The 18,676-nt window shown below is 72.2% G+C and carries 18 protein-coding genes; 5 read left to right on the top strand and 13 right to left on the bottom strand.

Annotated features, from left to right (window positions below; genetic code table 11):
- Positions 1-144: 144 nt before the first annotated feature.
- Positions 145-1,491: a class II 3-deoxy-7-phosphoheptulonate synthase gene (locus OG488_RS09850; protein ID WP_329227853.1), complete on the bottom strand. Its 1,347-nt coding sequence runs from the start codon at positions 1,489-1,491 to the stop codon at positions 145-147.
- Positions 1,492-1,594: 103 nt separating this feature from the next.
- Here OG488_RS09850 and OG488_RS39250 point away from each other — a divergent pair, with 103 nt between their 5' ends.
- Together OG488_RS39250 and OG488_RS09855 are read left to right on the top strand one after the other, a co-directional pair.
- Positions 1,595-1,651: a trp operon leader peptide gene (locus OG488_RS39250; protein ID WP_124277238.1), complete on the top strand. Its 57-nt coding sequence runs from the start codon at positions 1,595-1,597 to the stop codon at positions 1,649-1,651.
- A 95-nt stretch (positions 1,652-1,746) separates the two neighbouring features.
- Positions 1,747-3,633, top strand: coding sequence for an anthranilate synthase family protein (locus OG488_RS09855; RefSeq protein ID WP_329227855.1), 1,887 nt, complete (start codon positions 1,747-1,749; stop codon positions 3,631-3,633).
- A 32-nt stretch (positions 3,634-3,665) separates the two neighbouring features.
- On the opposite strand, the gene OG488_RS09860 is transcribed toward OG488_RS09855, so the two are convergent.
- The 5 genes from OG488_RS09860 to OG488_RS09880 all read right to left on the bottom strand — a co-directional run bounded on the left by OG488_RS09860 (position 3,666) and on the right by OG488_RS09880 (position 8,612).
- Entirely contained in the window at positions 3,666-4,670 is a 1,005-nt protein-coding gene (locus tag OG488_RS09860; protein ID WP_329227857.1) for a 2-hydroxyacid dehydrogenase, read from the bottom strand.
- A gap of 99 nt (positions 4,671-4,769) precedes the next feature.
- A complete protein-coding gene (locus OG488_RS09865; RefSeq protein ID WP_329227859.1) occupies positions 4,770-5,807 on the bottom strand; it encodes a 6-phosphofructokinase in 1,038 nt (345 codons plus the stop codon).
- Between the two features lie 112 nt (positions 5,808-5,919).
- The gene (locus OG488_RS09870; RefSeq protein WP_329227861.1) at positions 5,920-6,612 is read right to left on the bottom strand and encodes a response regulator transcription factor; all 693 of its coding nucleotides are present in this window, start codon (positions 6,610-6,612) and stop codon (positions 5,920-5,922) included.
- Entirely contained in the window at positions 6,609-7,832 is a 1,224-nt protein-coding gene (macS, locus tag OG488_RS09875) for a MacS family sensor histidine kinase (protein WP_329227863.1), read from the bottom strand. Before macS ends, OG488_RS09870 begins: the two co-directional genes overlap by 4 nt.
- A gap of 60 nt (positions 7,833-7,892) precedes the next feature.
- A complete protein-coding gene (locus tag OG488_RS09880; RefSeq protein ID WP_329227865.1) occupies positions 7,893-8,612 on the bottom strand; it encodes a lysophospholipid acyltransferase family protein in 720 nt (239 codons plus the stop codon).
- Positions 8,613-8,827: 215 nt separating this feature from the next.
- On the opposite strand from OG488_RS09880, the gene OG488_RS09885 reads away from it, so the two are divergent.
- Both OG488_RS09885 and OG488_RS09890 read left to right on the top strand, forming a co-directional pair.
- Positions 8,828-9,607 (top strand): alpha/beta hydrolase, encoded by a 780-nt coding sequence (locus OG488_RS09885; protein WP_329227867.1) that lies wholly within the window; start codon positions 8,828-8,830, stop codon positions 9,605-9,607.
- Entirely contained in the window at positions 9,600-10,271 is a 672-nt protein-coding gene (locus OG488_RS09890; protein WP_329227869.1) for a hypothetical protein, read from the top strand. The genes OG488_RS09885 and OG488_RS09890 overlap by 8 nt, the downstream gene beginning before the upstream one ends.
- Positions 10,272-10,341: 70 nt before the next feature.
- Here the strand turns inward: OG488_RS09890 and OG488_RS09895 are convergent, their stop codons facing one another.
- From OG488_RS09895 to OG488_RS09920, 6 genes are all read right to left on the bottom strand, one after another.
- On the bottom strand, positions 10,342-11,103 hold the full coding sequence (locus OG488_RS09895; protein ID WP_329227871.1) for an endonuclease/exonuclease/phosphatase family protein: 762 nt from the start codon (positions 11,101-11,103) through the stop codon (positions 10,342-10,344).
- A 73-nt stretch (positions 11,104-11,176) separates the two neighbouring features.
- A complete protein-coding gene (locus OG488_RS09900) occupies positions 11,177-12,118 on the bottom strand; it encodes an ROK family glucokinase (protein WP_329227873.1) in 942 nt (313 codons plus the stop codon).
- A gap of 75 nt (positions 12,119-12,193) precedes the next feature.
- Positions 12,194-12,685 carry a DUF5304 domain-containing protein gene (locus tag OG488_RS09905; RefSeq protein ID WP_329227876.1) on the bottom strand — a complete coding sequence of 164 codons (492 nt, stop codon included), beginning with the start codon at positions 12,683-12,685 and terminating at the stop codon, positions 12,194-12,196.
- Between the two features lie 80 nt (positions 12,686-12,765).
- A complete protein-coding gene (locus tag OG488_RS09910; protein ID WP_329227877.1) occupies positions 12,766-13,947 on the bottom strand; it encodes an ArsA family ATPase in 1,182 nt (393 codons plus the stop codon).
- Between the two features lie 4 nt (positions 13,948-13,951).
- Positions 13,952-14,401, bottom strand: coding sequence for an SRPBCC family protein (locus tag OG488_RS09915; protein ID WP_073747652.1), 450 nt, complete (start codon positions 14,399-14,401; stop codon positions 13,952-13,954).
- Positions 14,402-14,521: 120 nt separating this feature from the next.
- Positions 14,522-15,331 (bottom strand): metallophosphoesterase family protein, encoded by an 810-nt coding sequence (locus tag OG488_RS09920; protein ID WP_329227879.1) that lies wholly within the window; start codon positions 15,329-15,331, stop codon positions 14,522-14,524.
- 280 nt (positions 15,332-15,611) lie between these two features.
- On the opposite strand from OG488_RS09920, the gene OG488_RS09925 reads away from it, so the two are divergent.
- Complete coding sequence (locus tag OG488_RS09925) at positions 15,612-17,408, top strand: AMP-dependent synthetase/ligase (protein WP_329227881.1); 1,797 nt, start codon at positions 15,612-15,614, stop codon at positions 17,406-17,408.
- 67 nt (positions 17,409-17,475) lie between these two features.
- Here OG488_RS09925 and OG488_RS09930 read toward each other — a convergent pair whose 3' ends face one another.
- A complete protein-coding gene (locus OG488_RS09930; protein ID WP_329227883.1) occupies positions 17,476-18,618 on the bottom strand; it encodes a glycosyltransferase family 4 protein in 1,143 nt (380 codons plus the stop codon).
- Between the last annotated feature and the right edge of the window lie 58 nt (positions 18,619-18,676).

Below are 18,676 nucleotides of genomic sequence, written 5' to 3' on the forward strand. Positions count from 1 at the left end.
GGGTCGATCGCTGCGCCGTCCCGAGTTCTCGGTGAGGCTAACCTAACCTTACCCGCGACAACCGGCACACAAAAGCCCCGGGTACGGCTGTGGGGCACGGATCACATCGATCCGTGCCCCACAGGCGTTCAGCGAAGGTGGTCCCTACTGGTCGCGGTACATCTCCGCCACCAGGAAGGCCAGGTCGAGGGACTGGCTGCGGTTGAGGCGCGGGTCGCAGGCCGTCTCGTAACGCTGGTGCAGATCGTCCACGAAGATCTCGTGGCCGCCGCCGACGCACTCGGTGACGTCGTCACCGGTGAGCTCGACGTGGATGCCGCCGGGGTGCGTCCCGAGCTGCTTGTGCACCTCGAAGAAGCCCTTGACCTCGTCCAAGACGTCGTCGAAGCGGCGCGTCTTGTGGCCGGACGCGGCCTCGAAGGTGTTCCCGTGCATGGGGTCCGTCACCCACACGACCGTGGCACCGGAGGCGGTGACCTTCTCGACCAGCTCGGGGAGCTTGTCGCGCACCTTGTCGGCGCCCATGCGGACGATGAAGGTCAGCCGGCCCGGCTCGCGGTCGGGGTCGAGGCGGTCGACGTAGCCGAGCGCCTCGTCGACGGTGGTCGTCGGGCCGAGCTTGATGCCGATGGGGTTGCGGATCTTCGAGGCGAACTCGATGTGCGCCCCGTCCATCTGGCGGGTGCGCTCGCCGACCCAGACCATGTGGCCGGAGGTGTCGTAGAGCCGGCCGGTGCGCGAGTCGGTGCGGGTCAGCGAGGACTCGTAGTCGAGCAGCAGCGCCTCGTGCGAGGCGTAGAACTCGACCGCCTTGAACTCGGCCGGGTCCGTGCCGCAGGCCTTCATGAAGTTCAGCGCGTTGTCGATCTCGCGGGCCAGGGCCTCGTAACGCTGCCCGGACGGCGAGGACTTCACGAAGTCCTGGTTCCAGGCGTGCACCTGGCGCAGGTCCGCGTAGCCACCGGTGGTGAAGGCGCGCACCAGGTTCAGCGTGGAGGCGGACGCGTGGTACATCCGCTTCAGCCGCTCGGGGTCCGGGACGCGGGAGGCCTCGGTGAACTCGAAGCCGTTGACGGAGTCGCCGCGGTAGGTCGGCAGGGTCACGCCGTCGCGGGTCTCGGTCGGCTTGGAGCGCGGCTTCGAGTACTGCCCGGCGATGCGGCCGATCTTGACGACCGGCACGGACGCCGCGTACGTCAGGACGGCGCTCATCTGGAGCAGGGTCTTCAGCTTGGCCCGGATGTGCTCGGCGGACACGGCGTCGAAGGCCTCGGCGCAGTCACCGCCCTGCAGCAGGAACGCCTCGCCCTTGGCGACGGCTCCCAGGCGGGCGCGCAGCTGGTCGCACTCGCCGGCGAAGACGAGCGGAGGATACGACTCGAGGTCCGCGATTACGTCGCGCAGAGCCTCGGCATCGGGGTACTCGGGCTGCTGCGCCGCGGGAAGGTCTCGCCAGGTGTGGCCACCGGCGACGGAGGTATTGGCGTTCACGGTCACCTTGACAACATTACGGGGTCGGGCGGGCGTCCCATTCTCCCGCTCACCACATGAGACGCGCGCTCATTCGTCCACCACGTCGGTTAGGGTACGTGGCATGTTCGCGCAGACGACCCAGAACTGGTGGTGGACCGCTCATCCGGCGGCCCGCTGACTCATCGCGCGTACAGACTTCGCGAAGGCCGCCCGAGGGGCGGCCTTCTCTGCGTTTCGAGCCGGGAGCCGTTCCTCCATCAGGAAGGAACACCCGTGCCCGATCGTGCCGCCGACCTCTTGTCCGCCCTGCTGCGTGACGACTCCCCGCCCTTCGCCCTGCTGCGCAGGCGCACCCCCGGCCGGGACCATGACACCGTCGAGATCCTGACCGGAGAGGTGCGGGAGGTCGGCCTGCTCGCCGACATCCCCGTGCGCGACCTGCCGTCGCTGGCCCTGGTGCCGTTCCGGCAGATCGCCGAGCGCGGTTTCGACGTGCGGGACGACGGCACGCCGCTCGCCGTCCTGGTCGCCGACGAGGCCCACGAGCTGCCGCTGGCCGAGGTGCTCGCGGAGCTGCCGGGCCACGACGTGCGGGTCGAGGGCGGCTCCTTCGACGTCCCCGACGACGCGTACGAGGACATCGTCCGGCGGGTCGTCGAGGACGAGATCGGGCGTGGCGAGGGCGCGAACTTCGTGATCAGGCGGACCTTCGGCGGCGAGATCCCCGGGTTCGGCCGGGCGGACGCGCTCGCGCTCTTCCGGCGCCTGCTGGCCGGTGAGCGCGGGGCCTACTGGACGTTCGTCGTGCACACCGGGGAGCGGACGCTGGTCGGGGCGAGCCCGGAGGTCCATGTGCGGATGTCCGGCGGGACCGTCGTGATGAACCCGATCAGCGGGACCTACCGCTACCCGGCCGAGGGTCCGACGGCCGAGGGCCTGCTGGCCTTCCTCGGCGACCGCAAGGAGACCGAGGAGCTCTCCATGGTGGTCGACGAGGAGCTCAAGATGATGTGCACCGTCGGCGACATGGGCGGTGTGGTGGTGGGGCCCCGCCTGAAGGAGATGGCGCATCTCGCGCACACGGAGTACGAGCTGCGCGGGCGCTCCTCGCTGGACGTGCGGGAGGTCCTGAAGGAGACCATGTTCGCGGCGACGGTCACGGGCTCCCCCGTGCAGAACGCCTGCCGGGTGATCGAGCGGTACGAGCCCGACGGCCGGGGCTACTACGCGGGCGCCCTGGCCCTGGTGGGCCGGGAGCCCGGCGGGGCGCAGACGCTGGACTCGCCGATCCTGATCCGCACCGCGGACATCTCACCGACGGGCCGGCTGCGCGTGCCGGTGGGAGCCACGCTCGTACGCCACTCCGACCCGGCGGGAGAGGTCGCCGAGACCCACGCGAAGGCGGCGGGCGTCCTCGCGGCGCTGGGCGTCCGGCCGGGCCGGCCCGCGTCCGAGGCGAGCCGTCCGCGCCTGGCCTCCGATCCCCGGGTCCAGGGGGCACTGGACGACCGGCGCGGCGGGCTCGCCCCGTTCTGGCTGCGGATGCAGGAGCGCACCGGGGACCTGTCGGGCCACGCGCTGGTGGTGGACGGCGAGGACACCTTCACGGCGATGCTGGCGCATCTGCTGCGCTCCTCGGGCCTCACGGTGTCGGTGCTGCGGTACGACGACCCCGGACTGCGCGGGGCCGTGCGGGCGCACGAGGGGCCCGTGGTGCTGGGGCCCGGGCCCGGCGATCCGGCGGACGCCGGCGACCCGAAGATGCGGCTGCTGAGGGAGCTGACCGCCGAGCTCGTGCGGGAGCACCGGCACGGGCTGCTGGGCGTCTGCCTCGGCCATGAGCTGATCGCGGCGGAGCTGGGCCTGGAGATCGCGCGGAAGGCCGTGCCGTACCAGGGGGCGCAGACCAGGATCGACCTGTTCGGCAGGCCGGAGACGGTCGGCTTCTACAACAGCTTCACCGCGCTCTGCGACGACGCGGCGGCCACGGAGCTGGGCGCGCACGGCATCGAGGTGAGCCGGGACACCGGCTCCGACGAGCTGCACGCGCTGCGGGGCAGGGGGTTCGCGTCGGTGCAGTTCCACCCGGAGTCGGTACTGACGCTGCGCGGCGCGGCGATCGTGACCGGGTTGCTGGCGGCCCTGCCGGTGGCCGGCTGAAGGCGGCCCCTGCCTGATCGGGCCCGGCGCCGCTAGCCCGCGGGGGGCGCCGGGACCAGGAAGTTGTCGCTGCGGCGGCCCGCCAGGTAGTCGGTGACGTTCTGCACGGTGGCCTCGATGATCTGCCCCACGGCGTCACGCGTGTAGTACGCCTGGTGGGAGGTCACGATGACGTTGGGGAAGGTGACGAGCCGGGCGAGCGTGTCGTCGTCGATGCCCTCCAGGGACTTGTCGACGTAGAAGAGCCCGGCCTCCGCCTCGTAGACGTCGAGCCCGACGCCGGTGAAGCGGCCGGCCCGCAGCTCGGCGACGAGCGCGCGGGTGTCGACGAGGCCGCCCCGGCTGGAGTTGACCAGGATCGCGTCGTCCTTCATCAGGGAGAGGGCGTCGGCGCCGATGATGTGCTGGGTCGCCGGCAGCAGCGGTACATGGAGGCTGATGAGGTCGGCCTCCGCGAAGAGCCGCTCCTTGTCCACGTACGTCATGCCGAGCGCCGTGCAGGCGGGGTTCTCGGCGATGTCCCAGCCGAGCAGATCCATGCCGAAGCCGTGGGCGATCCGGGTGAAGGCCTCGCCGATCTTCCCGGTGCCGACCACTCCGACCGTGCAGCCGTGCATGTCCCGGCCGAGGAGCCCGTCAAGCCGGAAGTCGAAGTCCCGGGTGCGGCCGACCGCGCGGACGATGCGGCGGTTGACGGCCATGGCCAGCGTCCAGGCGAATTCGGCGACCGAGTGGGGGGAGTAGGACGAGACGCGGGCGACCCGCAGGGCGAGCCGCTCGGCGACGTCGAGGTCGATGTTGTTGAAGCCGGTGGAGCGCTGGGTGATCATCTGCGTGCCGCCGGCGGCGAGGGTCTGCAGGACGCGACCGCCGAGGTCCGCGTTGACGCTGGTGGAGACGATCTCGTAGCCCGCGGCGATCGGGGCGGTGTCCTCGGTGAGGAAGACGTCCAGGCAGCGGACGTCGTGCAGGCCGGCGAAGGCCTTCTCGATCAGCGGCTTCTCGTCGGACTGCACGCCGAATGCCAGGATTTCCACGACGTCTCCCGGGTGAGGGGGTGGGGCCGGTCCTCGCGAATATACGGCCCGCGCCCCCGGGGCGCCGCTCGGCCGGGACGCGCCCCGGCCACCGGTGGATCAGCCGAAGAAGACCCCGGCTTCGGCGTAGAGAGCCGGGTCGACGGTCTTCAGGCTGGCCGTGGCCTCCGCGATCGGCACCCGGACGATGTCCGTCCCCCTGAGGGCGACCATCACACCGAAGTCGCCTTCGTGCACCGCGTCGATGGCGTGCAGCCCGAAGCGGGTGGCGAGCCAGCGGTCGAAGGCGCTCGGTGTGCCACCGCGCTGGACGTGGCCGAGGACCGTCGTCCTGGCCTCCTTGCCCGTGCGCCGCTCGATCTCCTTGGCCAGCCATTCGCCGACGCCCGAGAGCCGGACATGGCCGAAGGAGTCGTGGGAGCCGTCCTTGAGGATCATCTCGCCCTCCGCGGGCGCCGCGCCCTCGGCGACCACCACGATCGGCGCGTAGCTGGCCCGGAAGCGGGAGGTGACCCACTCGCAGACCTGCTCGGTGTCGAAGCGCTGCTCCGGGATGAGGATGACGTTGGCCCCGCCGGCCAGCCCCGAGTGGAGCGCGATCCACCCCGCGTGCCGTCCCATCACCTCGACGACGAGGACCCGCATATGGGATTCGGCCGTGGTGTGGAGCCGGTCGATGGCCTCGGTGGCGATGCCGACGGCGGTGTCGAATCCGAAGGTGTAGTCGGTGCCCGAGAGGTCGTTGTCGATGGTCTTGGGAACGCCGACGCACGGGACGCCGTACTCGTCGGACAGCCTCGCCGCGACACCGAGGGTGTCCTCGCCGCCGATGGTGATCAGGGAGTCGATGCCGTACGTGTCGAGGCTCTCCAGGATGCGGCGGACCCCCTGACCCGCGTACTCCGCGTCGAACGGATTGGTGCGGGAGGAGCCGAGGACGGTGCCGCCGCGCGGCAGGATGCCGCGCACCGCCGCTATGGAGAGCGGTACCGTCACGCCTTCCAGGGCTCCGCGCCAGCCGTCGCGGAACCCGGTGAAGTCGTAGCCGTACTCCTGCACGCCCTTGCGGACGACGGCGCGGATGACCGCGTTGAGCCCGGGGCAGTCGCCGCCCCCGGTCAGTACTCCGACCCGCATGGAAGCATCCCTTCGCCGAAGTGAGCTCGCTGGGGGCCACGCTAATGGTGACCCAGGTCACTCCGGGATGGGTAGGACGGTCAATTCCGTACCGGTACGCGGCGATCGACCGTCACACGTCGTCGAGGCCGGCCTCGATGGCGTACCGCACGAGCTCCACCCTGTTGTGCAGCTGGAGCTTGCCCAGGGTGTTCTGCACGTGGTTCTGCACGGTGCGGTGGGAGATGACCAGGCGCTCGGCGATCTGCTTGTACGACAGGCCCTTGGCGACCAGCCGCAGGACCTCCGTCTCACGGTCGGTGAGCTGCGGGACCTTCGGCCGGTCGGGAGCCGCGGGGGCGGGGTCGGAGGCGAGCCGGCGGTACTCGCCGAGGACCAGCCCGGCCAGACCCGGGGTGAAGACGGGGTCGCCGGCCGCGGTGGCGCGCACGGCGTCGGTCAGCTCACCGGTGCTCGCCGACTTCAGCAGGTAGCCGGTGGCACCCGACTTCACGGCCTCCAGCACGTCGGCGTGCTCCCCGCTGGCGGAGAGCACCAGGACGCGCAGCGCCGGGAGGGCACCGACGAGCTCCTTGCAGACCTGCACGCCGGGCATCCCCGGCAGGTTCAGGTCGAGCACCAGGACGTCCGGGCTCACCGCCGTGGCCCGGCGCACGGCCCCAGGGCCGTCGCCGGCGGTCGCGACCACGTCGAACCCGGACTCGGCGAGGTCGCGGGCGACGGCGTCGCGCCACATCGGATGGTCGTCGACGACCATCACCCTGACGGGCCGTTCCTCGGACGCCTGCGCGTGCGGTGTACTCATCGTGCCGATCCTGCCTTCCCCCGTGAGACCTTCGGAACCTTCAACTCGACCTCGGTGCCCTGGCCGGACACGGAGATCAGCTCTGCTGTGCCGCCCAGGTCGCGCAGCCGCCCGCGGATCGACAGGGCGACGCCGAGCCGGCCCTCCCCCTCCGCCTGGTCGAGCCGGCCCTCCGGGATGCCCGGGCCGTCGTCCCGGACCGTGACGATCACCTCGTCCGGCTCGTCCTCGACCAGGATCCACGCCTGGGCGTCCGGCCCCGCGTGGACCCGGACGTTGTCCAGCGCGGCGCTCACGGCGGCGGCGAGCTCACGCGCCGCTCCGGCCGCGAGCAGCACCGGTGCGCCGGGCTCCGCGAAGGTGACCCGGGAGCTCGCGTGCGGGGCGAGCAGCGTGCGCAGGTCGCTCTCCGCGCTCTCCGCACCCCCGGCCTCGACCTCCACCACGCGGACCACCGCGCCCTCGGCGCTGTCCTCGGAGACCCGCGTCGTGGGCACCAGCCCGCTGGAGACCAGGGTCCGCAGGGCGACCTCCTGCTCCCCCGCCATCCGGCCGAGCTCCGCCGCCTCGCCGCCCAGGGCCGTGCCGCGCCGCTGCACCATGGCCAGGACCTGCAGGACGCTGTCGTGGATGTCGCGGGCGAGCCGCTCGCGCTCCCGGGTGGCGGCCTCGATCTCCAGCGCGCGGGCCAGGGTGCGCTCACTGGCGCGTGCCACCTCGACGACGTAGCCGATGGCGATGGACGCGACCCACACCAGGAGCACGTTGTGGAAGGTGTCCTCGCTGGGCTCACCGCGCTCGACGATGTTGGCCGCGGCGACGAGGGTCGAGGCGAAGGCCGCCCAGCGCCAGCCGCCCTTGAGCGCGAACGCGAGGACGGAGCCGGCGGTCCAGATCGAGGGGAGCGTCGGGCCGTCGAAGTGCTGGGCGTCGAAGTCGGCGAGCGGGGTCAGGAGGATCCCAGTCAGGGCGACGACGAGGTCCAGGCCGAGGAAGCGCTTGGTGCAGCTCGCGGCGTTGGCCACCCTGGGGAGGGTGACGAGCGTCCAGACGGCGAGGACGGCCAAGAAGACGACGGCCACCCAGAACCGCTCGTACTTCCCGCGGCCGAAGCCCACGAGCAGCGCCGCGTAGATCAGGGTCAGCACGCGGTACCCGGTCAGAGCCCGCCACAACGGCTGCTCGACCGACATCCGTACGACCCGTTCACGCCCGGCCATGTCCCCTCCCCCGGTACCCACCCCTGTCATGCTGCCCGCTCCGGGCGTCCGGCGGCGCGGCTACGCGCCGGGCCGCTCGGTTCCCTTCCTCTTCGCCTCGTCGGCGATCTGCCGCTTGGCCGCGGTCGCGTAGATGTCCACGTACTCCTGGCCGGAGAGCTTCATGATCTCGTACATGACCTCGTCGGTCAGCGAGCGCAGGATGAAGCGGTCGCCGTCCATGCCCTGGTAGCGGCTGAAGTCCAGCGGCTCGCCGATCCTGATGCCGGGCCGCATCAGCTTGGGCACCACCTGGCCGGGAGGCTGGATCTTCTCCGTGTCGATCATCGCCACGGGGATGACCGGCGCACCGGTGGCGAGTGCCACCCGGGCGAGACCGCCGGGCTTGCCCCGGTAGAGCCGCCCGTCCGGGGACCGGGTGCCCTCCGGGTAGATGCCGAAGAGACCGCCGCTCTCGATCACCTGGATGCCCGCCCTGATGGCCGCCTCCCCGGCGCCGCGGCCGCCGGAGCGGTCCACGGGGAGCTGTCCCACGCCCTTGAAGAAGGCGGCGGTGAGCTTGCCCTTGACCCCGGGGGCGGTGAAGTACTCCGCCTTGGCGATGAAGGTCACCTTGCGGTCGAGGACGGCCGGCAGGAAGAAGGAGTCGGAGAACGACAGGTGGTTGCTCGCGAGGATCGCCGGCCCGTGTGCGGGGATGTTCTCCAGGCCCTCCACCCACGGCCTGAAGGCGAGCTTCAGGGACCCGCCGATGGAGAACTTCATTGCGCCGTAGATCAACTCGGGTGCCTCCTGTGTGCCGTCGATGAGACCTTAACCTGTGGCGCCGCGGCCTCCCCCGCCCCGCCCGGGCGGAGCGCCCCACGGCCCCGCCCGCGGGTGGCGGCCGCCCGCACGGTGACGGCCCTGGTCGGTGTCGGTCCGGTCGCGTACGGTGAAGTAATCCTTTTGCACACCCCCCGCACCCCGCCCCGCTTCATGAACAGGAGACCCCGGTGCCGGTCCTCCCTGGAGCCGAGCCGTTCCGCCACGAGGGCGGAGAGGTCGGCGTCCTCCTCTGTCACGGATTCACGGGTTCGCCTCAGTCGCTGCGCCCCTGGGCCGACCGGCTCGCGGAGCGGGGCCTGACGGTGTCCCTCCCGCTGCTGCCCGGACACGGCACGCGCTGGGAGGACATGGCGGTCACGGGCTGGCAGGACTGGTACGCGGAGGTCGACCGGGAGCTGCGGGCGCTGCGGGCGCGGTGCGAGCGGGTCTTCGTCTTCGGCCTCTCCATGGGCGGCGCCCTCGCCCTGCGTCTCGCCGCGAAGCACGGGGACGAGATCGCGGGCCTGGTGCTGGTGAACCCGGCCAACAAGGTGCACGGCCTCTCGGCGTACGCCCTGCCGGTCGCCCGGCACCTGGTGCGGACGACGAAGGGGCTGACCAGCGACATCGCGCTGGAGGGCTCGGAGGAGGTCGGCTACGACCGGGTGCCGCTGCACGCCGCGCACTCCGTGCGGGCGTTCTTCCGCCTCGTCGACGCCGATCTGCCGCAGGTCACCCAGCCGATCGTGCTGTTGCACAGCCCGCAGGACCATGTCGTGCCGCCGGCCGACTCCGCGCGGATCCTCAGCCGGGTCTCGTCCAGGGACGTCCGGGAGATCCTCCTGGAACAGAGCTACCACGTCGCGACGTTGGACCACGATGCGGAGCGGATCTTCGACGAGAGCTACCGGTTCATCGACCGCCTCGCGTCCGACGCTGGCAAGAAGGGGAGCACGTCCGGTGGCTGAGCACGACGCGGAGCGCGCGGGCAGTGACGAGGAGCGCGAACCGCGCCCCACGGAGGGGACGGCCGTCCCCGAGGGTACGGAGGGGGCCCGGCCGATCGACGAGGCCGCGGCCTGGGAGGCGATCGTCGCGGGGTACGGCGAGGAGCCGCCGGACCCGCCGGGCGCCAAGCCGTTCAAGTCGATCGAGGACCTGGCCCTGCTGGAGGACGACCAGCTCAACGTCCTCGACCCCGCGCCGGAGCCCGGCGCGGGCGAGGACGCGGACAAGGGCGTGTCCGGGAAGGCACCCGGCGGACCGTCGGAGAAGAAGCCGCTCGGCGGTTCGGTCGTCTTCGCCCCGGGGGTCGCGGGCCCGCGTGACTACGGCCTGGAGGAACCCGGGGACGGCGACATCGACGATCCGGACGACAGCCAGGAGGGGCACTTCGTCCCGCCGGAGCCGCCGCCGCTTCCCGAGGCCGATGTGACGGCGAAGTTCGCCTGGCTCGCGGTCGTGGGCGGCCCGGTGCTGATGCTGGTCGCGGTGCTGATGCAGTGGGAGATGACGTGGTGGCTCACCACGCTCTGCATCGGCGGCTTCCTGGGCGGCTTCGCCACCCTGGTGGCCCGCATGCCCCACGACGACGAAGAGGACGACGATCCGGGGCGCGGCGCGGTCGTCTGACCCGGCCGCAGGGCCCTCACCGGTACGGACCGGCGGGGGGCCCGCACACGGTGGTCGGAACCGCACCGGATCAGCCGCCGGCGGGCACCCTGAGGGCGGCCAGCACGGGCAGATGGTCCGTGGCCGCCCGCAGGTCCGCACCGCTCACGCCGGGCAGGTCCTCCGGGACGCCGCAGCCGAGCACCTCGACGCGGTCGGTCGCGAACACCGCGTCGATGCGCTTGCGCGGCGCGTCGGGCGGGAAGGTGAGCTCCCCGCCCCACGGCCGCGTGGTCCGGCAGTCCTGGAGGCGCCCGGCCAGCGTCCGGAAGGCCGCTCCCTCCGGTACGTCGTTGAGGTCGCCGGCCACGACGGCGTGCGGGACGTCCATCGCGTCGACCTGTTCCAGCAGCATGCCCGCCTGGGCCCGCCGCTCCTCGCGCTGCAGGCTCAGATGACAGCTCACGACGCCGAGCCGTGTACCGGCGATCCGTACGACCGCCGTGGCCAGGCCGCGCCGGTGCAGCCCCGGGGTGAGGGGCAGCAGGACGTCCTCGGTGCGTTCCACGGTGGCGCGCAGGGAGCAGAGCAGCAGCGGTCCGGCCGCCGTGGCGCCGCCGCTGAGGATCACCAGGTCGGTCATGGCCGCGAGCCGGGCCGCCGCCTTACGCCAGCGGAAGAAGCGCGGGGCCTCCTGGACGCACACGAGGTCGGGTGCGCAGGCGCGGATGACCCGGGCCAGCGCCTCGGTGTCGTCGCGCAGGGAGCGGACGTTGTAGCTGAGCACCCGGATGACAGCCGAACCGTCCGGCTCGGTACGGGAGTCGGGCAGGGGCATCGGCATCGTGACCATGGGAGGCACGATACGACGGACGCCCGCCGCTCCCCGGAGGGCGCGACGGGCGTCGGACGTGCGGTGGGCGGGATCAGCCCTGGCGTGCCAGGTCCGCCGCACCCACCAGGCCCGCCTTGCCGCCCAGTTGGGCCGCGAGGACCTGCGCGTGCGGACGCCATTCGCCGCCGATCAGCCAGCGCCGGAACGACTTGCGGATCGGGTCGAGGACGAGCTCGCCCTCGTCCGAGACGCCGCCGCCGACGATGAAGGCCGACGGGTCGAAGAGCGAGGCGAGGTCGGCCAGTCCGGCTCCGGCCCATCGGGCCAGCTCACGGAAGGAGTCGACGGCCACCGGGCAGCCCTGTCGGGCGGCCTGGCTGATGTGCTTGCCCTCGATGCCCTCGACCGTGCCGTCGCCGAGGCTCAGCAGGATCGTGGCGTTCTCCGGGGTGGCGTTGGCGCGCTGCTTCGCGTACCGCACGAGAGCCCGCCCGGAGGCGTACTGCTCCCAGCAGCCCTGGCTGCCGCAGCCGCAGAGCAGCCCGTCCGGGACGACCCGGATGTGACCGAATTCCGCCGCCACACCGAAGCGTCCGCGGCGGAGCTTGTTGCCGATGATGATGCCGCCGCCGAGCCCGGTGCCGAGCGTGATGCAGATGACGTCGTCGTGCCCCTGGCCGGCGCCGAAGCGGTACTCGCCCCAGGCGGCCGCGTTGGCGTCGTTCTCGACGACGACGGGCAGGCCGACGCGCTGCTCGACCTTGTCCTTGAGCGGCTCGTGGCGCCAGTTGATGTTCGGAGCGAACAGCACGGTGGCGCGCTTGTCGTCGACGTATCCGGCCGCGCCGATGCCGACCGCCTCGACGTCGTGTCCCTCGCTCGCTCCGGCCACGGCCGCGCTGATCGCGTCCACGATGCCTTCGGCCGTCGGCGGGGTCGATACCTTGAACGTCGAGAGGATCCGGCCCTCTTCGTCGACCACTCCAGCCGCGATCTTCGTGCCGCCGATATCGACGCCGATGGTGAGTCCCATGAATCCCTCAGTTTCGGTCGAGCCCCGCTACGGCCAACCGTACCCGAGCCGGGGACGGGTATTTCCTGCCCAGGGTCAGTCCAGGTCGATGTGTTCGCTGCCGCCGGGGCCCTCGTCGCGCGGGTCCGAGGGGTCCTCGGCCGCCTTCTTCCCGGGACCGGGGGTGGATCCGGTGCCGCCCGGGGTGCCTCCGGCGCCCTCGGTGCCCCGGGTCCAGCGGCCTTCCTGGCCCTCGACGGCGGAGCGGTAGGCGGCCAAGAGCTCGTTCCCCGCGGCGGCGAGGTGGTCGAAGAGTTCCGGATTGCGCTCGATGACGGGTTCGACGGCGGACCTGGCCTGCCGGATCACCTGCTGGACGGTTCCCTGGGCGGCCATGCCGAGCAGGGGCGACTGCAGGGAGGAGACCTTGCCGGCCACGGCGTCGATCAGCTTGCGCAGCTCCTCGGCGGCGGAACCCGGCTGCTGTCCGTACTGGGCCCGCCGACGGGCCTTCTCCGCCTCGAGATCCTCGGCGCAGGCCTCCGCCCACGCGTCGTCGTCGACGGGACGATCGGTGGCTTCACTCATGGCGGACTCCTGCGACGCGGTTGCCTGCGTGGCCGTGCGAGCCACGTACTACCGACGTTACCCGAACGGTGGTACGCCGTTCATTGTGTCCGGGGCCAGAGCGCGGGGTCAGGTGTGAACCGGACACGCAGGACTCCGTCGGTCAGCGCGGCCCCGGAGACGGTGCAGCGGCGCAGCGCGGACTCCAGGCGCACGATCCGGTGGAACGGACCCGCCGTGAGCAGCAGTTCGTCGCCGCGCCGTACGAGCCTGAGGTCCTCCTTGGCCGCACCGGGCAGGGGCAGGCACCAGGCGATGACGCCGTCGCCCGCGTCCTCGGTCCACCAGGGGTCCCCGGCGTGTCCCGGCTCCCGGTGGTCCGGCGCGCAGGCCCCGGCGAGCAGGGCCAGGTCCTCGGCGGTGCGGGGCTCGCGTCCGAGGTGGGCCGTCTCGCGCACGGGTGTCCCGGGCGCCCACTCCTGCTGCCAGTGGTCCAGGCACTTCTCCTGGCCGGCGGCGAGGTCCGCGAACCAGGGGTCGCCGGAGTGGCGGGGCAGGACCTTGGTGGCCACGAGGGCGTCGACGCGCAGTCCGTGCAGGGCGAGTCCCGTACGGGCGGAGCTCAGCGCCTCCCCGGCGGCCTGCCCGGGCTCGGCCACGAGCCGCACGGTGGTCGCGTCGTCCTCGATCAGCGCCTCGACGGCGGCCAGTTCGGCGTCCTTGCGGGCGGCGGCCTCGTAGAGCCACTGCGCGGGCATGGGGACGCCCGCGAGCTGGGCGAGCACCGGGCGCAGGGCGCGGGCGGCCTGGCGTTCCCGGGGAAGGAGGCGGCGGAGGTAGCGGCGCAGCTGCCCGGGCAGCGCGAGCAGGGCGAGGGCGTCGGTCAGCGGGGGAAGGTCGACGACGAGGACCTCGTAGCCGTGCCCGGCCCAGTCGCCCTCGGCCACCCGTCGCAGGGTGTGCAGGACGGCGAGCTGTGCGCTGCCCGGCAGCTCGGTGAGCTCCTCGCCGTCGAGCCGGTTGGCGCCGAGCAGGTCGAGCACCCCGGACGCCCGGTCCTGGAGTTCGAGGAGCTCGTCGCGGAAGTGGGCGGCGGAGTCGACGCGCACGCAGGCGAGCCGCTCGGCGGCCTCGGCCGGTTCGGTGCCCGCGGGGAAGGCGGGCACCGTGTCGGCGGAGACCAGGAGGGTGCGCCGGCCGTCACGGGCCGCGGCCAGCGCGGTCGCCGCGGCGACGGTGGTACGGCCTGCGCCGCCGGGGCCGGTGACGAGGACCGTACGCACGTGATCAGGCCTTCGGGACGGACTCGACGCGCTTCTTCAGCCCGGCGAGGGCGCGGTCGATGATGACCTTCTCGGCCTTGCGCTTGATCATGCCGAGGAGCGGGATCTTCACGTCGACGGCGAGCCGGTAGGTGACCTCGGTGCGGTCGCCGTCGCCCAGGGGGGCCAGGGCGTAGCTGCCGTCGAGGGCGCGCAGCATCTGGGACTTGACGAGGGTCCAGCCCACCTCGTACGGGCTGTTCCAGGTGTAGGCGAGGACGTGGTCGTCCTTGATCGCGCCGGCGTCCAGGACGAGGCGGACCTGTTCGGCACGGCCCTGGTCGTCGGTGGCCAGGATCTCGGCCTCCTTCACCTCGCCGGTCCACTCCGGATAGCGCGCGAAGTCGGCGATCACGCCCATGACGTCGGCCGGTGCCGCCTCGATCGTGATGCTCGAGCTGGTGTGTTCAGCCATCGCCGTGGCCCTCCAGTGCGGTGTACCGGTCGCGTTCGGCAGAGGCCTGCCGTGTGCAGGCTATCGCGTGCCGGCCACCCTCCCGCCCGCGCCCCGGCCCGCGGGCACCGGCCGTGTCGCTCACCACTCCAGGGCCCACGGCCTGCCGGTCGAGGCGAAGTGGCCGACGTTGACGCACTCGGTGACGCCGATCCGCATCCGGCGGACCAGAGGCTGGTGCACATGGCCGAAAATCGCGTAGCGAGGCCGGGTGCGGTGGATGGCGTCGAGGAGGGCGCGGCTGCCGCGTTCGAAGCGCCGGGCGACGGTGTCGTACGTCAGCTCCGGGACGTCCGGCGGGATGTGGGAGCAGAGGACGTCCACGGGGCCGAGGGCCTCGACCTTGGCGGCGTACTCCTCGTCGCTGATCTCGTAGGGGGTGTTCATGGGGGTCCTGAGCCCGCCCCCGACGAAGCCGAAGACCCGGCCGCCGATCTCGGCCCGCTCGCCGTCCAGCACGGTGGTACCGGAATTGGCGTACTCGGGCCAGAGCGTGGGCACGTCGACGTTGCCGTACGTGGCGTACGTAGGGGTGGGCATGACCGCGAACATCTCGGCGTACTGCTTGCGTACGGCGGACAGGATCGCCGCGTTGCGGTCCAGGCCCGCCCACAGCTCGCGTCCGAAGGCGCGCGCCTCCTCGAAGCGGCGCGCGGTGCGCAGCTCGACGATGCGGTCGGCGTTGGCGACGCCGAACAGGTCGGGGAAGATGCCGCGCGAGTGGTCGGCGTAGTCGAGGAAGAGGACGAGGTCGCCCAGACAGATCAGGGCGTCCGCGCCGTCGCCGGCCCGCGCCAGCGCCTCCGCGTTCCCGTGCACGTCACTGACCACGTGCACGCGTGTCCGTCGGGTGGGGGTTGTGTGCTGATCGTGCGGTGTGCCGGCTCGCATGGAGATCACCCTAGGTCTCCACTCGCTGCTCTGGGTAGAGGCCGCCGGACCTGCGATTACTTCCGGATCGGGACACGGGTGGACTAATGTGCGCCGAAGGCCCACCGATATGTGTGATGCATGAGACATCTGGCCGGAACCCCCTTTCCGGAACCGAGTACCGGTGGGTAACGTCCGGCCAGTCCAGTCGTGCTCACCCCACTGAGCATCTGCCAGTCTTGGACCGATCCGGTGCGTCGCACAGAGCCGTGGAACCGGAGCCCGATGAGGAGCAGCAGTCTTGCGCGAGTTCAGCCTTCCGGCCCTGTACGAGGTCCCTACGGACGGCAACCTGACGGATCTCATCCGCCGCAACGCCGCTCAGCATCCCGACGTCGCGGTGATGAGCCGGAAGGTGGCCGGCGTCTGGACGGACGTCACGGCGACCCGGTTCCTCGCTGAGGTCAGGGACACCGCCAGAGGCCTGATCGCGTCCGGCATCCAGCCCGGCGACCGGGTGGCGCTCATGTCCCGGACCCGCTTCGAGTGGGTCCTGCTGGACTTCGCCATCTGGAGCGCGGGCGCCGTCACCGTGCCGGTGTACGAGACCAGCTCCGCCGAGCAGGTCCAGTGGATACTCGGCGACTCGGGCGCGGTCGCGGTCGTCGTGGAGAGCGACGCCCACGCGGAGTCCGTCTCCTCCGTGCGTGACCGGCTCCCCGGTCTGCGGCACGTCTGGCAGATCGACCGGGGCGGCGTCGACGAGCTCGTCACGGCGGGCGCCGGAGTCTCGGACGAGACCCTGGACCTGCGCATGGTGAGCGCCAAGGCCGACGACCCGGCGACGATCGTCTACACGTCGGGCACCACCGGCCGTCCCAAGGGCTGTGTGCTGACGCACCGCAGCTTCTTCGCGGAGTGCGGCAACATCGTGGAGCGGCTGAAGCCGCTCTTCCGCACCGGTGAGTGTTCCGTCCTGCTCTTCCTCCCCGCCGCGCACGTCTTCGGCCGGCTGGTCGAGGTCGCCTCGGTGATGGCGCCGATCAAGCTCGGCTGCGTGCCGGACATCAAGAACCTCACCGACGAGCTGGCCTCCTTCCGGCCGACGCTCGTCCTCGGTGTGCCGCGTGTGTTCGAGAAGGTCTACAACTCGGCGCGCGCGAAGGCGCAGGCCGACGGCAAGGGCAGGATCTTCGACCGGGCCGCCGACACGGCGATCGCGTACAGCCGCGCGCTGGGCACCCCGGAGGGCCCCTCGGTGGGCCTGAAGGTCAAGCACAAGGTCTTCGACAAGCTCGTCTTCAGCAAGCTGCGGGCCGTGCTCGGCGGCCGCGGCGAGTACGCCATCTCCGGCGGCGCGCCGCTGGGCGAGCGGCTCGGCCACTTCTTCCGCGGCATCGGCTTCACGGTGCTCGAGGGCTACGGCCTCACCGAGACCTGCGCGGCCACGGCCTTCAACCCGTGGGACCGCCAGAAGATCGGTACGGTCGGCCAGCCGCTGCCGGGTTCGGTCGTGCGGATCGCCGACGACGGCGAGGTGCTGCTGCACGGCGAGCACCTGTTCACCGGGTACTGGAAGAACGAGACGGCGACGGCCGAGGCGCTGGCCGACGGCTGGTTCCACACGGGCGACATCGGCACGCTCGACGAGGACGGCTACCTCGCGATCACGGGCCGCAAGAAGGAGATCATCGTCACGGCGGGCGGCAAGAACGTCGCCCCCGCGGTGATCGAGGACCGCATCCGCGCGCACGCCCTGGTCGCGGAGTGCATGGTGGTCGGCGACGGGCGGCCGTTCGTCGGCGCGCTGCTCACGCTCGACGAGGAGTTCCTCTCCCGCTGGGCCGAGGAGAACGGCAAGCCCGCCGGGTCGACGGCGGTATCGCTGCGTGAGGACCCCGACCTGCTGGCCGAGGTCCAGCGCGCGGTGGACGACGGCAACGCGGCGGTCTCCAAGGCGGAGTCCGTGCGCAAGTTCCGCATCCTGGCCGCGCAGTTCACCGAGGAGGCCGGCCACATCACGCCCTCGCTGAAGCTGAAGCGCAACGTCGTGGCGAAGGACTTCGCGGACGAGGTCGAGTCGATCTACCGCGGCTGAGCCCGGACACGTACGAGGAGGGGCCCCGCACCACGACCGGTGCGGGGCCCCTCCTCGTCGTACGCGCTCAGAGCAGCGCTTCGAGCTTCCCCGCGAGCAGGTCCCATCGCCACTTCTCCTCGACCCACGCCCGGCCCCGCTCCCCCATGCGCCGGCGCAGCTCCGGGTCCTTGAGGAGGGTGACGATCCGGTCGGCGGACTCCTCGGCGGAGCCGCCCCGGACCACCCACCCGGTCTCGCCGTCGAGCACGGCGTCCGGGGCGCCCCCCGAGTCGCCGGCCACGACCGGCAGCCCGGTGGCGGACGCCTCCAGGTAGACGATGCCGAGGCCTTCGACGTCGAGCCCGCCCCGCCGGGTGCGGCAGGGCATGGCGAAGACGTCCCCCGCGCCGTAGTGGGCGGGGAGTTCCTCCCACGGCACCGGTCCGGTGAAGCGCACGGAGTCCAGGACGCCCGTCTCGGCCGCCAGCTTCTTCAGCTGCCCCGCGTACGGGCCGCCGCCGACGATCAGCAGCACGGCGTCCGGCACCCGCGCGAGGATCGCGGGCATGGCCAGGATGAGGGTGTCCTGGCCCTTGCGCGGGACGAGCCGTGACACGCACACGACGACGGGCCGGTCGGCGAGCCCGAGCCGGGCCCTGACCCGGTCGCCGCCGGAGTCCGGACGGAAGGTCTCCTCGTCGACTCCGGGCGGCAGCTGCACCATGCGGCCCGCGGCCTCCGGGGTGAGCGCGGCGGCGATCCTGGAGCGGGTGTACTCGCCGAGGTAGGTGATCGTGTCGGTGCCCTCGCCGATGCGGCGCAGCAGCTGCCGGGACGCGGGCAGCTGTGCCCAGCCGGCCTCGTGGCCGTGCGTGGTGGCCACGATCCGGCGGGCGCCGGCCCGGCGCAGCGCGGGCGCCATCAGCCCGAGCGGCGCCGCGGCACCGAACCACACGGAGGAGCACCCGTGTTCGCGCAGCAGCCCGGCGGCCCGGCGGGTGACGCGCGGGGTGGGCAGCAGCATCGTCGTACGGTCGCGTACGACGGTGAAGGGCTGCTCGGCGTCGAAGGCGGCGGTGGCCTCGGCGCCCTCCGCGCCGCGCTTCCAGGTGGAGGCGTAGACGACGAGCCGCTCGGGGTCCATGCGCAGCGCCATGTTGTGCAGGAAGGCCTGGATGCCGCCGGGGCGGGGCGGGAAGTCGTTCGTCACGATCAGCGTCTTGTCCATCGCCGCCGACAGTACCGGGCGGCCCGTCGGCCCTGCCTGACGGCTCCCGCACAGCCGG

Source organism: Streptomyces sp. NBC_01460, from assembly GCF_036227405.1.
In the GTDB taxonomy this organism is placed as follows: domain Bacteria; phylum Actinomycetota; class Actinomycetes; order Streptomycetales; family Streptomycetaceae; genus Streptomyces.

Bases quoted from the DNA above. Each gene is read 5' to 3' on its own strand.
- OG488_RS09920 (WP_329227879.1), bottom strand. From the start codon at position 15,331: ATGCGAGCCGGCACACCGCACGATCAGCACACAACCCCCACCCGACGG.
- macS (WP_329227863.1), bottom strand. From the start codon at position 7,832: ATGGCCGGGCGTGAACGGGTCGTACGGATGTCGGTCGAGCAGCCGTTG.
- OG488_RS09930 (WP_329227883.1), bottom strand. From the start codon at position 18,618: ATGGACAAGACGCTGATCGTGACGAACGACTTCCCGCCCCGCCCCGGC.
- OG488_RS09895 (WP_329227871.1), bottom strand. From the start codon at position 11,103: ATGGTCACGATGCCGATGCCCCTGCCCGACTCCCGTACCGAGCCGGAC.
- OG488_RS09900 (WP_329227873.1), bottom strand. From the start codon at position 12,118: ATGGGACTCACCATCGGCGTCGATATCGGCGGCACGAAGATCGCGGCT.
- OG488_RS09905 (WP_329227876.1), bottom strand. From the start codon at position 12,685: ATGAGTGAAGCCACCGATCGTCCCGTCGACGACGACGCGTGGGCGGAG.
- OG488_RS09865 (WP_329227859.1), bottom strand. From the start codon at position 5,807: ATGCGGGTCGGAGTACTGACCGGGGGCGGCGACTGCCCCGGGCTCAAC.
- OG488_RS09915 (WP_073747652.1), bottom strand. From the start codon at position 14,401: ATGGCTGAACACACCAGCTCGAGCATCACGATCGAGGCGGCACCGGCC.
- OG488_RS09870 (WP_329227861.1), bottom strand. From the start codon at position 6,612: ATGAGTACACCGCACGCGCAGGCGTCCGAGGAACGGCCCGTCAGGGTG.